Source organism: Halorubrum sp. 48-1-W (assembly GCF_003287355.1).
Taxonomy (GTDB): domain Archaea; phylum Halobacteriota; class Halobacteria; order Halobacteriales; family Haloferacaceae; genus Halorubrum.
Genome location: NZ_QMIM01000028.1, coordinates 25,283 through 38,330, shown reverse-complemented (window position 1 = coordinate 38,330; position 13,048 = coordinate 25,283). Strand labels below are relative to the sequence as shown.

The following is a 13,048-nucleotide window of genomic DNA, read 5'->3' as shown; positions in this document are numbered from 1 at the left end:
CACATGTCCACACGGGAGATATTCGACGGTCGCCTACAGGCAGCCCTGCTGTTGGTACCGACGGTTCTCGTCTCCGTCGTGTTCCTCTACTATCCGACGGCGAGGGCGTTCCGAACCAGCTTCTTCAAGGCCGGGTTCGGTCGTGCGGAGGAGTTCGTGGGGCTCGAAAACTACGCGACGCTGTTGACGAATTCGAGCTACCACTCCAGCGTGGCGCTCTCCGTCCTCTTCGCCGCGCTCGTCGTCGCCGGCGTGATCGTCGTTTCGCTGTACGTGACGTTCCTCATTCACGAGGTCGACTCCGGACAGGACTGGTACCTGATCTCCGTGATCTGGCCGTACGCCCTCCCGCCCGCGGTCGCCGCGCTCGTGTTCCTGTTCGTTCTCCACCCGACGCTCGGCGTCCTCACCGGGCCGATCGAGGCGGTGGGCATCGACCTCGACTGGTTCAACGACGGCCCACAGGCGTTCGTCGTGGTCGTGCTCGCGGCGATCTGGAAGCAGATCGGGTACAACGTGATATTCATGATCGCAGCGATGAACAACGTCCCGAACGCCCTCACGGAGACGGCAGAGATCGACGGCGTCGGCCGATTCCGTCGGCTCGTCTCCGTGTACGTCCCGATCATGACCCCGACGCTGTTCTTCCTCGTCATCATCAACACGATCTACGCGTTCTTCGGTACGTTCGCGTTCGTCGACCTGCTGACGAGCGGCGGCCCCTCGAACGCCACGAACATCCTGATATTCGACCTCTACCGCGAGGCGTTCTCCTATTTCAACTTCGGGGTCGCCTCGACGAAATCCGTCGTCTTGTTCCTCGTCGTGGCGGTCCTGATGGTGATACAGTTCAGACTGACCGAGGAGTACTCCTACTACGGGGCGTGAGATGACGGACACGATCCAGTACGCGAAACGGCGGTTCGAGGCAGTGAAACGGTCGATAGTCGGCGATCGGGACGAGGAGTCGACGTTGCTGGCCGGACGCGAGGGCAACGCCGGCGTCCACCTCCAGCTCTGGTTTCTGGTGACGCTCGTCGTGTTCCCGATCTTCATCGCGGTCGTCGTGAGCACCAAACAGCAGGGGATCGTGACGAGCCTCCCCGACCTGATCCCCGGAACGTACGCCGTCGAGAACTACCGGGAGGCGATCGTCGACTACGGCTTCGGTCGGTTCATGTGGAACTCGCTTCTGATGTCCGTCGTCGTCGTCGTCGGAAAGCTCGTGATCTCCGTGCTCGCCGCGGTGGCGATCGTCTACTACCGGGTCCCGTACAAGGACCTCGTGTTCCTGTTCGTGCTGTTCACGCTGTTGTTGCCGGTCCCGATCCGGTTCGTCCCGTTGTTCCAGCTGATCAACGACCTCGGGTGGGGCAACAGCCTGCTCGCGATCACGGTTCCGTACCTCGCGAGCGCGACGACCGTCTTCATCCTCCGGCAACACTTCCTCTCCATTCCGACGTCGATCGTGGAGACCGCCAAGCTCGACGGGGTTGGCCCGGTGGCGTTCACGCTCCGGGTGTTGATCCCGATGTCGAGGGGCGTCCTCGTCGGCGTCTCGATCATCATGTTCGTCTACGCGTGGAACCAGTACCTCTGGCCGCTGGTGATCATCGACTCGGAGGCGAACCAGGTCGCACAGGTCGGCTTACAGCTGCTCCAGGGCGACGTTCAGGGCGGTCAGCTCTCCTGGTCGCTCGTGATGGCCGGCTCGGTGTTGACGCTTCTGCCCCCGCTGGCGCTCATGATCCTCTTCCGGAAACCGCTCCTGGAGACGTTCGCGATCCAACAGAAATGACATGACCACGATAACGCTACGAAACCTCCGAAAGGAGTTCGACGACGTCGTCGCAGTCAACGGGCTGGACCTGACGGTCCGGGACGGCGAGTTCCTCGTCGTCGTCGGCCCGAGTGGCTGCGGGAAGAGCACGACGCTCCGGCTTCTCGCCGGGCTCGAAACGGCGACGGACGGCGAGATACGCATGGACGACCGCGACGTCACGCACACGGAGCCGAAGGACCGGAACGTCGCGATGGTGTTCCAGAACTACGCGTTGTACCCGCACATGACGGGACGGCGGAACATCACCTTCGGCATGAACGCTACCGACTCGTTCGCCGACGAGGAGATCGACCGACGCGTCGCGGAGGCCGCCGAGACGCTCGACATCACCGACCTGCTCGACCGCAAGCCGCAGGCCATGTCCGGCGGGGAGCGACAGCGCGTCGCACTCGGCCGGGCGATCGTTCGGGACCCGGACGCGTTCCTCATGGACGAGCCGCTCTCGAATCTCGACGCGAAGCTACGGATCCAGATGCGTGCGGAGCTCACGCGGCTCCACGCGGAACTCGGCACGACGACCGTCTACGTCACCCACGACCAGACGGAGGCGATGACGCTCGGCGAACGGGTCGTCGTGATGGACGACGGGCGGATCCAGCAGGTCGACCCGCCGCAGGCGCTGTACGATTTCCCGACGAACCGATTCGTCGCGGAGTTCATCGGCGACCCGGCGATGAACATGATCGACGTGGCGGTCGAAGACGGTGTCGCGGTCCACGACGGCTTCCGGATCCCGTTGCCGAGCGGGAAGACGGTGGACGGGACCGACGGGGAGTGGCTCGACGGGACCGAAGCCGAGGCGCTCGCCGATCCCGACGCGGGTGACCGACCGACCGCGGTTCTCGGGATCCGACCGGAGGACCTGTATCCGGCCCGTGACCGTCCCGATCTCGGGGAGACGACGTTCGATGCGACGGTCGAGGTCACGGAGCCGCTCGGGGACAGCCTGCTCGTCCACTGTTCGGTCGGGGACGCGACGTTCAAGATGGGGGCCGAACCCCGGTCGTCGCTCGAGCCGGGCGGAACGGTCTCCGTGACCTACGACCCGGCGCGGCTCCACCTCTTCGCTCCCGAGACCGGCGAGGCGTTCTACCACTCCGCGACCGCCCCGGCCCCGGCCGGCCGGATCGACGCGACGACGAACGACTGACGTGGGCGTCCGGCCGACCGTTCGGTGACGGCCGACTCGGTCGACCGCCCCTCAGATCGGGAAGACGTCCTCGACGGTCCGCCCGTGGTCCTCGCCCGCCCCGTCCGTCACCGTCAAGTCGTCGAGTTCCGCACGCAATCGGGCTTCGTCCATGCTCTCGCCGATGAACACCAGTCGCGTCCGCCGGTCGTCGTCGGGGTTCCACTCGCCGATTGGACCGGCCTGGACCGACGGGCCGGCCTGGCTCACGCCGATCACCTCGTCGGTACCAGCGACGACGGCGAACCCCTTCGCGCGGATCACGGAACCGTCCCAGTCGTCGAGCCAGTCCGCGAACGCCGCCGGGTCGAAGGGGTGGTCGGCGCGGTAGACGAACGAGTCGACGCCGTGGGCGGCGGCAGTCCCCTCGGCGTGGTCGTGCCCGTGTCTCGCGTGTCCCCGACCGTCGTCGTTCGGGTCCCCATCCCCCCCGGCGATGGCGCGCTTCCACCCGGCCGAGCGCTTCGCCTCCTCGAAGTCGAAAAGCCCCGTGTCGAGCACTCGACCGGGGTCGACCGACGAGTAGGTCGTGCGGATCCTCTCGGCGCGGGGGCCCAGCCGTTCCGCCACCGACTCGATCCGCCCTATCACGTCGTCGGGTACCATGTCCGTCTTGTTCAAGAGCAGGACGTCACAGAACTCGATCCCCTCGACGAGCACGTCGGCGAGGGGCCGGTCCGCGCCGCCGTTCGCGCCACCGGGCAGGTCCTCGCCCGCGTCGAACTCCTTCCAGAAGCCGTACGTGTCGAGGACGGTCACCATGGTGTCCAGCCTGAACCGCTCCGTGGGATCGACCGCCGTGCCCTCGGTCCCCTCGAGGAACGCCCGCGCGATCGGGACGGGTTCGGAGATCCCGGAGGACTCGACGAGGAGGTAATCGAACTCCCGCGCGTCCGCGAGCCGGGTGGCCTCCGTCAACAGGTCGTCCTGGAGCCGACAGCAGATACACCCGTTCGAGAGGTCGATCACACCCTCATCGTCGTTTTCACGCGCGATCAGCTCCGCGTCGACGTTCACCTCGCCCATGTCGTTGAGGATCACCGCGATCCGTCGGTCCCCCGGGTTCTCCAACAGGTGGTTCACCAGCGTCGTCTTGCCGGCGCCGAGGTACCCGCTGAGAACGGTAACGGGGATGCGATCGTCGCGTGTCATGCGTACCCATATCCACTCGTGCCGGCTGTATGAAACGATCGATCGGGTGGATCGTTCGACCGGTCATCGGACATATCCCTCCGGATACCGGCGTCGAACGGTGCTTGTGAGACGTTTATGTGTCTCTATCGGCTAGGTCCGACAACCGAATGGTCTCACCGTTCGACGTGTTGGATCTCGACGAGGACGCCGACCCCGACGACGTCGAGCGGGCCTACCGCGAGCGGGTGAAGGAGGCGCACCCCGACACGGGTGGGTCGATAGAGGAGTTCCAGCTCGTCAGGCGCGCCTACCGAACGCTCTCCGAGCGCGACGCGAACGGTTCGGGGTCGGACGGAACGGACCCCGCCGACGTCGACCTCACGGAGGGCGACGGCACCGGGTCGATCCGCGTAGAGTTCCTCGATTACGAGGCGATCGCGGACCGCGGGTGGGACCTCGCGGACGACGACCTCTTCGCGAAGGCGGCCGACGCCGACCTCGATTCGGCCGACCACGGCCGCCTCCTCGTGGAACCCGACGAGAGCCTGCTCGAGGCCGCCGAGAACCGCGGGTACTCCTGGCCCTTCTCGTGCCGCGGCGGCGCCTGTGCGAACTGCGCCGTCTACCTCGTCGAGGGCGAGCTCTCCCAGCCCGCGAACCACATCCTCTCGGAGGAGCACGCCGAGCGGGGCTTCCGGCTCTCGTGTAACGGCTATCCGCTCTCCGACGAGCTGAAGGTCGTCTTCAACGTCAAACACCTCCCCGAGTTGGACGAGCTTCGACTGCCGCCCGGGCCGTTCCGGCGGGCGGCCTCGAAGTGAGACGGGGAAAGGGGGAGAGCGGGGACGAACGGAGAGCGGGGACGAACGGAGAGCGGTCTAGAACTGCTCGGCGATGGCGGCGACGACGGCGTCCTCGACGGCGTCGCGCTCGCCCGAGAGGAAGCCGATCTTCCCCTCGCGGAGCCCGGCGGTCGAGACGTCCGCAGTCGGGGCGAGTTCGTCCGCCCGGGCGGCCACCTCCCTGACCGACAGGGGCGCGCTCGACCGCACGTACAGTTCGTCGGTGCCGATGCCCACCGTGGCGAACGGCGACCCGTTCGCGTGCCGCCGGTGGAGGTCGTCGAGGAGCAGGGGCGTCGGCGGGAAGTCGAACCGGTGGGTGTACTCGTCGGTGTCGAGCAGCGCGAACTCGACGCCGTCGACGGACTCGGTGACGACGTTCGCGCTCGCGGTCTCGATCTCGGTCTCGAGCTTCTCGCGGAACTGCTCGGAGACGTGCGCGGCGAGGTCGCCGCCGTCCTCGAACAGCAGGTCGGCGATGAGTTCGCGCTTGTCCTGGTACGACTGGTAGTACGCCTCGAGCGCCACCGCCTCGCGGAGCTCCGCGATCCGCTCGCGGTCGTAGCCGGCGTCGCGCGCGAGGTCGACGTAGCGGTCCGGGGTGTCGTCCCAGTAGCTCACGGCGGGCAGGTGGACGAGGTCCGGCCGAACCTCGTCGTTGACCGCGGAGGCGAGGGACGCGACGAGCGCGCCGGTCGACAGGTCGTCGTCGACCTCGGCGAGCTCCGGCGACACGAGCGTGTCGACCTGCTCGCGCGTCTCGGCGTCCGCGACGGCGGCGTCGACGACGACCGCCTCCACCCCGTAGACGGAGAGCAGGTCGAGCCCGTCCGCGGATTCCACGGTGGAACCGGTGCCGACGAGGAGGAACAACGGGAGCTTCTCGTCGTGGCGGTCGCGGTCCTGAAGCATGCGGGTGACGTCGTTCGTCGCCGCGTCCATGTCGTAGACCGGTTCCTCGCTCGGCCGACGGGTGAAGTAGTGGTACTCCGCGTCGCTTTTCGCGTGCTCGTCGCGGATGAGGGGAAGCACGGCGCGCTCGACCGCGGCGCCGGCGACGTAGCCGTCGGCGGTCGCGGGGTGGCGCACCACGATGGGTCGCGACTCGAGGACCGCACGCCGGACGGCCTCCGCGGCGTCCAGGAGCCCCTCGCCGAGCCCCGCGACAGCCTCGTCGCCGGCGAGCGGCTGGAGCCCTTCGGGGCGGGCCTTCGCGACGAGCGCCTCGGCGAGCCGGTGGCGGACCGCCCCGGCGTCCTCGCCGTCGAGCACCGCGAGCGCCTCCGTCTCCACCTGAATGTCGCCGCGGCGCCGTTCGACCTCGCCGTCGATCCGGATGACGTCGCCGACTTCGACCTCGGGGTACGCGCGGACGCCCGGCTCGACGAACGCGGCTGCGTCGACGACGCCGGTCGCGTCACGAAGCTCGAAGATGGTCGGTCCGCCGGTCTGGTGTGTGCTCACGACCTCCCCCTCCAGCCGGACCGTCTCGCCGACGCGGTCCGAGAGCGTCTCGACGTCGACGCGCTCGTAGTCCACGTCCGTGACCTCGGTCTCCTCGTCCGTATCCGTCGTGTCGTCCGTGTCGTCCGCAGCTGTCCCGTCGTCCACGTCGTCCGCGTCGTCCGTCTCCTTCGTGACTTCCGTCGAGTCGTCGGCCTCCGCCTCCGCGTCGTCTGCGTCGTCCGTTTCCTCCGTGACTTCCGTCGAGTCGTCGGCGTCTCCGTCGGCGTCGTCGGCGTCTCCGTCGGCGTCGTCGGCCTCCTTCTCCGCGTCGTCGGCCTCCGCCTCCGCGTCGTCGGCCTCCGCGTCGTCGTCCTCGCCTGGCACGTACTCGGTCTCGCCGTCCTGGACGAGCGCCCCGCGGAACTCGCGGTCCGCCTGACGGATCGACCACGAGAGGTCGATGTTTCCGTTGTCCCGGACGCCCTTCACCTGGACGAACACGTCGTCTCCCGGCTCCCACTCGAGGCTGTCCAGCCGCCTGTCGAGCTCCGAGCGGTGGAGCAGTCCCGTGACGCCGGGCGCGAGGTCGATGAACACGCCGAACTCGGCGTAGCCGTCGACGACCCCGCGGTAGAAGCGGTTCGCGACGAGCTGGTCGGGGCTGTCGCCACGGAAGTCGAAGACCACGTCTTCCTGGTGTGAGCGGCAGATGCGACCGCCGCCGTCGACGTCGACGCCACAGATGATACAGGATCCCATTTGCGTGACTCGAGTGGCTCACGCCTAAAACGGTTGTCGAAAGCCGTCCGCGCGGAAGCCGTTGGCACCCGACATCTGGGTGGGTCGACCGCCAGATCACCCGCCGAAGAGCGTTCGAATCGCTGCCACGACCCGGTAGCCGACCCCGTATCCGAACGCTGCCGGCGGGAGCCCGGCGAGAATCGTCCGGAACGGCGTCGTTCCGTGGACGATCCGGAAACCCACCAACAACAGTAGCGTCGCGTACCCGCCACAGACGACCCGGAGCGCCGGGATCGCCGGTCCTGCGAGCGCCATCGGCGCGCTCGCGTACGCGACCACCTGTACCGTCTCGCTCACGCCGCCGCGGTCCCGAAACGAGACCCCGCCGTCGACCTCTAGGCTCGCGATCACGAGCGACACCGTCGCGAGCGCGGCGGTCAGGTGGAGCCCGACGGGAGCCGCGAGCGCCGTGACGAGCAGGACCACGACGGCAGCCGAGAGGGCGGTGCTCTCGGCGATCGCCGGCACGACGGTCGGCTCGGTCGCGACCCAGCCGAGGACGAAGACGGCGGCGACGGCCGCGGCGAACGTCAGTCCCGGGGCCTGATCGCCCGGGGCGACACCGTTCGCGAAGAAGCGTCGCGGCCGGACGAGCACCTCGAGCCACGCGCGAGCTAGCCCCCGAAGGCCGCGGTCCCGTCCGCCCTCCGGGTTCCCTATCCACGAGTTCACACCCGACGGTACGGGGTCCCCGAATAACGGGGTTCCGGTTCGGTTCCCCCGCCGCGAGCACGCGGCGGCGACGGCGCGTCGCCCGTTATCCGGACTGATAGCCGGCGGGTAAACCCTTATACCGCCCGCAGCGGAGCGGGGGACGAATGAGTGGGTATCGCGACGACGAACGGGGGTTCGCGCCGATGGCGGGCACCGGCGTGCTCGTCGGCACCGTGGTGTTGGTGTTGGCGGTCGTCGGTGCCGCGGTGTTCGGACTCATCGACGGGGTCGCCCCGCCGGACGCGGAGTTCGAGGTGGAACAGGACGGCGACGAGCTCGTCGTGGTCGCGGTCGGCCCCGAGCCGGTCCCGGCCGAGGAGCTGTACGTCCGCGGGGAGGACCCCGACGACTCGGTGACGTTCGGCGGCTGGCCCGACGAGGGCGTCGTCCGCCCGAACGACCGCATAACCGTCCCTAACGCGACCGGCGACGAGACGGTGGAGGTCGTCTGGGAGCCCGTCGCGTTCGACCGAAGCGAGACGCTCGGTAGCTACGAGCCCGACGAGGACTCCGAGATCGACGAGTGGGCCGAGGAGAACGGGCCGGCGTCCGCGCCGGTCGCGGCGTAGCTCGACCGCTTCCGGTGGCTCGTCAGGACGGAGCTGAAGACCCGGATCGAGTTAGGTCCCTTCAACCGAGACCGAACAGAGGTCTTCGACGGCGCGACAGAGGACGTCGACGCTGTCATAGAGGAGATCGACCCGCGCCCACTCATCGGTCGTGTGCGATTGGGGCGAGGTACCTGGACCCCAGATGATCGCCGGAATGCCGGCGTCGTTGACGAAGTTTCGTTGATCGGTGGCCGCGTTTTTGCCGGCAGGGGTGGTGTCGACACCGGCGACGTCGTTCGCGTGTTTCCTGAAAACCGTCGCGACGTGCTCGTCGGGGTCGATCTCGGCCGCCTCGTACGTCCGAACCCGGTCGATCGATACGTCGAACCCCTCCTCGCGGAGTGGATCGAACACGTCGTCGATCTCCTCATCGAGATCGTCGACGTCCTCAGACGGCAGGAACCGACGGTCCATCCGGAGTTCCGCGGACTCCGGGATCACGTTCTCCTTGGTCCCCGCCGAAGCCATCGTCGGTGTACACAGCGACTCGCCGATGAGCGGGTGCGTCCGTTCGGCGATCCGACGACGATAGGCGGAGAGTCGACCTTCGTTCCGCAAAAGCGCGTCGAGCGCGTTCTTTCCGAGTTCCGGCTTGCTTGCGTGGCTGGACTTCCCTCCGATCTCGACGGCGTACCACGCGAGCCCCTTCCCGACCGTGTGTACGTGAAGTTCGGTCGGTTCCAGAACCACGCCGTAATCGGCATCGATGTCCTCCAACAACGTCTTGGTACCGGGCTCAGCGGTCTCCTCGCCCATCGCGAAGGTGAGGATAAGCTTTCCGTCGACGGCACCGGAGCACTCCGCGGCCCGCCCCGCAAGCATCGCTGCCGCGAGACCGGCTTTCATGTCGCTGGCACCGCGACCGTACACTTTCCCGTCGGCGACGACGCCGGCAAACGGATCGACGGACCAGCGATCGCGGTCCCCCGGTGGTACGACGTCCATATGCCCGTTGAGAACCAGCGTTCCCGCGTCCGGATCGCCGGCATCTATCTCCGCGACGACCTGCGGACGATCGGGGTCGGGGCGGTCGACGATCTTCGCGTCGATCCCTCGGCTGTCCAGCCACTCGTGAATGAACCTGGCGAGCGGTTCCTCCCGACCGGGTGGGTTCTGGGTGTCGATCGAAACGAGTTCGGCAAGGAGATCGGCTACTTCCTCTTCGGACGTCTCAGGGGGGATTTCCCCGGTCATACCGGTACCGCAGTGAGAGTGAACATAAATACCACGGTCGTGTGGGATGAGAGTTCGTTTGACATCCTCCCCGCGCTTCAGCGCGAGGATGTCACAGGGAAACCCATTCGCCCCGCTCGTCGCTGCGTTGAATCGCGTCCATGACTCTTTGAACGGCGTATCCCTGTTCGAAGGACGGCTCGAACGAGGTTCCTGTCGACACCGAAGACAAGAACTCGTAGTTCTCGTGGACGAAGGTGTGCTCCCAGCCGAGCACGTGCCCCGGCGGCCACCAGTGGTCGACGTATGGGTCCGACTCGTCGGTGACGAGCACCGTCTCGTAGCCGCGGTCGCCCTCGCGGAGCACCTCGAGCTCGTTCAGCCGCTCGAGCGAGAACCGCAGGCTCCCCGTCGACCCGTGGACCTCGATCGTGTGGTCGTTCTTGTGGCCGGTCGCGAACCGCGACGCCTCGAAGGTGCCCATCGCACCGGACTCGTAGGCGACCTGCGCCGAGAACGCGTCGTCGACCGTCACGTCGCGGTACGCCTCGACGTCTCCCTCCCCGTCGAGGACGGGCCGCTCCTCCACGAACGTCTCGAGGTGTCCGGAGACGTGGTCTATCTCTCCGACCCTGTCGCCGACGAGGAACCCCGCGAGGTCTATCGAGTGCGCGCCGAGGTCGCCGAGCGCGCCGGACCCGGCGAGGTCGGCGTCCATCCGCCACGCCCAGGGCGCCTCGGGGTCGACGAGCCAGTCCTGGAGGTACCGCCCCCGGACCTGTCGGATCTCGCCGAGTTCGCCGTCGGCGATCAGGTTCCGTGCGTGTTGGAGCGCCGGGACGAACCGGTAGTTGAACGCGCAGCCGGCGGGGACGCCGGCGTCCGCGGCTGCGTCGCGCATCCGTTCGGCCCCCTCGAGGGTGGGCGCGAGCGGCTTCTCACAGAGGACGGGAACGCCCGCCTCCAGCGCTGCGACCGAGGGCTCGACGTGGACGTGGTTCGGTCCGAGGTTGTAGAAGACGTCGACCGCCTCGATGGCGTCGGCCCAGTCGGTCGCGGTGTGGGTGAACCCGAGCCGGTCGGCCGCCTCCGCGAGCGCCTCCTCGTCGCGCCCGACGAGCGTGTGTCGCTCGACCTCGGGCGCGTCCGGGAAGAACATCGGGAGCCGCGCCATCGCGTTCGCGTGCGCTCTGCCCATGAATCGATACCCCAGCACGCCGACCGTCAGTGGTTCGTCCGTCATCGTTGGTGTCGTTCCCTCTCGGTCACTCCGCCCAGTACGCGTCGCCCGGCCGTGTCTCGAAAACGGCCCGCGAGAGCACGTCGACGGCCTTCTCCAACCCCTCGCGCGAGGAGGTGAGCGAGTCCTCGTGTTCGATCGAGAGCGCGCCCTCGTAGCCGACCATCCGGAGCGTCGAGACGACGTCCTTCCAGTGGCCCTCGTCGTGGCCGTACCCGATCGACCGGAACAGCCACGAGCGGTCGGCCTCCTCGGTGTACGATTCCGTGTCGAGGACGCCCTTCACGCGGGCGTTCGACTCGTACACCCTGGTGTCCTTCGCGTGGACGTGGTGGATCGCGTCGTGCTCGCCCAAAAAGCGGATCGCCTCGGTCACGTCGATCCCCTGCCAGTAGAGGTGTGAGGGGTCGAAGTTCGCACCGAGACGCTCGGTGGTCGCCTCCCGGAGGCGCAACATCCCGGTCGGCTCGTAGACGAGCATGTTCGGGTGCATCTCGATCGCGACGTCGACGTCGTGGGCGTCGGCGTGGTCGGCCAGGTCGCTCCAGTACGGGATCGCGACCTCCTCCCACTGGTACTCGTGGGCCTCGGCGTGTTCGGTCGGCCACGGGGCGGTGACCCAGTTGGGCGTCGAGTCGCCGGGCGCGCCCGCGGGCAACCCGGAGAAGCAGGTGACCGTGTCGACGCCGAGCTCGTCGGCCAGCTCGATCGCCTCGCGGAGCTCCCGGTCGGCCCGATCGGCCCGCTCCTCGTCGGGGTGAAGCGGGTTGTTGTGGGTCGCCAGGGCGGAGACGCGCAGTCCGTACTCGCCGAGCAGGTCGTCGAGCTCGGCCCGTGTCGCGTCGTTCCCGAGGTACTCGCCGCGGTCGACGTGGTCCTCGCCGGGGAAGCCGCCGACGCCGATCTCGACCGCGTCGACGCCGAGGTCGGCGAGATACGCGAACGCGTCCTCGATCGATTCGTCACCGAGCGGAACGGTCAGTACGCCGATGTCCATACGTGTGAATCTAACTACATCCCGAATAAACCTTTAGGAGACGGTCGGACCGTCGCAGGAGACGGTCGGACCGTCGACCCGGGTTCGCGACGGGTCGAACCACGAAGGCGGGCGACCCACGCGGGAGGGCGGCACGGACGGGAGAGCGAACCACAGGAGGTTTTAACGGATGGGGCGCATATACGGCCCATGGGAATCCTCTCGCGCGCCTCCTACGTCATCCGTTCGAAGGTGAACGCCCTCCTGAACCGGGCCGAGGACCCGACCGAGTCGCTCGACTACTCCTACGAGCAGATGCGCGACGAACTCCAGGACGTCAAACAGGGGATCGCGGACCTGACGACCCAGAAGAAGCGCCTGGAGATCCAGAAGCGAAAGCTCGAGGAGAACGTCGAGAAGCACAACCGACAGGCCCGGGAGGCGGTCCAACAGGACCGCGACGACCTCGCGCGGAAGGCCCTCGAGAAGAAGAAGTCGAAGATGACGCAGATCGAGGAGCTGGAGGGACAGATCGCGAAGCTGAACGACACCCAGGACCAGCTCGTCGAGAAGAAGAACAAGCTCCAGAACCGGATCGAGGAGTTCCGCACGCGGAAGGAGACGATGAAGGCCCGCTACGAGGCCGCGGAGGCGTCCTCGCGGGTCTCGGAGGCGATGACCGGCGTCGGCGACGAGATGGAGGACGTGAGCCGCTCGATCGAACGCGCCGAGGAGCGGACCGAGGAGATGGAGGCGCGCTCGGAGGCGATGGACGAACTCGAGGAGACCGGCGCGTTCGAGGACGCGCTCTCCGACAAGGACAGCATCGACCGCGAGCTGGAGGGGCTCTCGACGAACAGCGAGGTCGACGCCGAGCTGGAGACGTTGAAAGGCGAGCTCGGGAAGGCGGACGCCTCGAGCGATGACGGCGGGAGCGAGAGCACGGACGAGGAGATCGACGCCGAACTCGACGACCTCCAGACCGAGGTCGACGGCGCGAACCTCGAGGAGGACCTCGACGCCGACGTGGAACTCGAGGAGTCCGAGGTCGACGCCGACGAACCGAAGAACTAGACGGC

At 67.6% G+C, this 13,048-nt stretch carries 12 protein-coding genes; 6 read left to right on the top strand and 6 right to left on the bottom strand.

Annotated elements, in window-relative coordinates; all coding sequences use genetic code 11:
• The first annotated feature begins 3 nt into the window (after positions 1–3).
• From DQW50_RS13130 to DQW50_RS13120, 3 genes are read left to right on the top strand one after another with little or no spacing between them, the layout of a single operon-like run.
• A complete protein-coding gene (locus DQW50_RS13130) occupies positions 4–888 on the top strand; it encodes a carbohydrate ABC transporter permease (protein WP_112079729.1) in 885 nt (294 codons plus the stop codon).
• A gap of 1 nt (position 889) precedes the next feature.
• Entirely contained in the window at positions 890–1,798 is a 909-nt protein-coding gene (locus DQW50_RS13125; protein ID WP_112079728.1) for a carbohydrate ABC transporter permease, read from the top strand.
• Between the two features lies 1 nt (position 1,799).
• A complete protein-coding gene (locus tag DQW50_RS13120; protein ID WP_112079727.1) occupies positions 1,800–2,993 on the top strand; it encodes an ABC transporter ATP-binding protein in 1,194 nt (397 codons plus the stop codon).
• Between the two features lie 51 nt (positions 2,994–3,044).
• Here the strand turns inward: DQW50_RS13120 and DQW50_RS13115 are convergent, their stop codons facing one another.
• The gene (locus tag DQW50_RS13115; protein WP_112079726.1) at positions 3,045–4,184 is read right to left on the bottom strand and encodes a GTP-binding protein; all 1,140 of its coding nucleotides are present in this window, start codon (positions 4,182–4,184) and stop codon (positions 3,045–3,047) included.
• Positions 4,185–4,333: 149 nt separating this feature from the next.
• Between DQW50_RS13115 and fer the strand changes: the two genes are divergently transcribed.
• Positions 4,334–4,987, top strand: a complete 654-nt coding sequence (fer, locus tag DQW50_RS18700; RefSeq protein WP_112079725.1) for a ferredoxin Fer — start codon at positions 4,334–4,336, stop codon at positions 4,985–4,987.
• 57 nt (positions 4,988–5,044) lie between these two features.
• Here the strand turns inward: fer and DQW50_RS13105 are convergent, their stop codons facing one another.
• Positions 5,045–7,213, bottom strand: coding sequence for a DHH family phosphoesterase (locus DQW50_RS13105; RefSeq protein ID WP_112079724.1), 2,169 nt, complete (start codon positions 7,211–7,213; stop codon positions 5,045–5,047).
• Between the two features lie 96 nt (positions 7,214–7,309).
• Positions 7,310–7,927, bottom strand: a complete 618-nt coding sequence (locus DQW50_RS13100; protein WP_112079723.1) for a YIP1 family protein — start codon at positions 7,925–7,927, stop codon at positions 7,310–7,312.
• A 146-nt stretch (positions 7,928–8,073) separates the two neighbouring features.
• On the opposite strand from DQW50_RS13100, the gene DQW50_RS13095 reads away from it, so the two are divergent.
• The gene (locus tag DQW50_RS13095) at positions 8,074–8,538 is read left to right on the top strand and encodes a type IV pilin (RefSeq protein ID WP_112079722.1); all 465 of its coding nucleotides are present in this window, start codon (positions 8,074–8,076) and stop codon (positions 8,536–8,538) included.
• 51 nt (positions 8,539–8,589) lie between these two features.
• On the opposite strand, the gene DQW50_RS13090 is transcribed toward DQW50_RS13095, so the two are convergent.
• The 3 genes from DQW50_RS13090 to DQW50_RS13080 all read right to left on the bottom strand — a co-directional run bounded on the left by DQW50_RS13090 (position 8,590) and on the right by DQW50_RS13080 (position 11,990).
• Positions 8,590–9,774 carry a M20 family metallopeptidase gene (locus DQW50_RS13090; protein WP_112079721.1) on the bottom strand — a complete coding sequence of 395 codons (1,185 nt, stop codon included), beginning with the start codon at positions 9,772–9,774 and terminating at the stop codon, positions 8,590–8,592.
• Positions 9,775–9,865: 91 nt separating this feature from the next.
• On the bottom strand, positions 9,866–10,996 hold the full coding sequence (locus DQW50_RS13085; RefSeq protein ID WP_112079720.1) for a Gfo/Idh/MocA family protein: 1,131 nt from the start codon (positions 10,994–10,996) through the stop codon (positions 9,866–9,868).
• A gap of 22 nt (positions 10,997–11,018) precedes the next feature.
• The gene (locus DQW50_RS13080; protein WP_112079719.1) at positions 11,019–11,990 is read right to left on the bottom strand and encodes a sugar phosphate isomerase/epimerase; all 972 of its coding nucleotides are present in this window, start codon (positions 11,988–11,990) and stop codon (positions 11,019–11,021) included.
• A 189-nt stretch (positions 11,991–12,179) separates the two neighbouring features.
• On the opposite strand from DQW50_RS13080, the gene DQW50_RS13075 reads away from it, so the two are divergent.
• Positions 12,180–13,043 (top strand): PspA/IM30 family protein, encoded by an 864-nt coding sequence (locus DQW50_RS13075; protein WP_112079718.1) that lies wholly within the window; start codon positions 12,180–12,182, stop codon positions 13,041–13,043.
• Positions 13,044–13,048: the final 5 nt, after the last annotated feature.

Excerpts from the sequence above, each read along its gene's own strand:
- DQW50_RS13130 (WP_112079729.1), top strand. The coding sequence starts at position 4 with ATGTCCACACGGGAGATATTCGACGGTCGCCTACAGGCAGCCCTGCTG.
- DQW50_RS13125 (WP_112079728.1), top strand. The coding sequence starts at position 890 with ATGACGGACACGATCCAGTACGCGAAACGGCGGTTCGAGGCAGTGAAA.
- DQW50_RS13120 (WP_112079727.1), top strand. The coding sequence starts at position 1,800 with ATGACCACGATAACGCTACGAAACCTCCGAAAGGAGTTCGACGACGTC.
- DQW50_RS13115 (WP_112079726.1), bottom strand. The coding sequence starts at position 4,184 with ATGACACGCGACGATCGCATCCCCGTTACCGTTCTCAGCGGGTACCTC.
- fer (WP_112079725.1), top strand. The coding sequence starts at position 4,334 with ATGGTCTCACCGTTCGACGTGTTGGATCTCGACGAGGACGCCGACCCC.
- DQW50_RS13105 (WP_112079724.1), bottom strand. The coding sequence starts at position 7,213 with ATGGGATCCTGTATCATCTGTGGCGTCGACGTCGACGGCGGCGGTCGC.
- DQW50_RS13095 (WP_112079722.1), top strand. The coding sequence starts at position 8,074 with ATGAGTGGGTATCGCGACGACGAACGGGGGTTCGCGCCGATGGCGGGC.
- DQW50_RS13090 (WP_112079721.1), bottom strand. The coding sequence starts at position 9,774 with ATGACCGGGGAAATCCCCCCTGAGACGTCCGAAGAGGAAGTAGCCGAT.
- DQW50_RS13085 (WP_112079720.1), bottom strand. The coding sequence starts at position 10,996 with ATGACGGACGAACCACTGACGGTCGGCGTGCTGGGGTATCGATTCATG.
- DQW50_RS13080 (WP_112079719.1), bottom strand. The coding sequence starts at position 11,990 with ATGGACATCGGCGTACTGACCGTTCCGCTCGGTGACGAATCGATCGAG.
- DQW50_RS13075 (WP_112079718.1), top strand. The coding sequence starts at position 12,180 with ATGGGAATCCTCTCGCGCGCCTCCTACGTCATCCGTTCGAAGGTGAAC.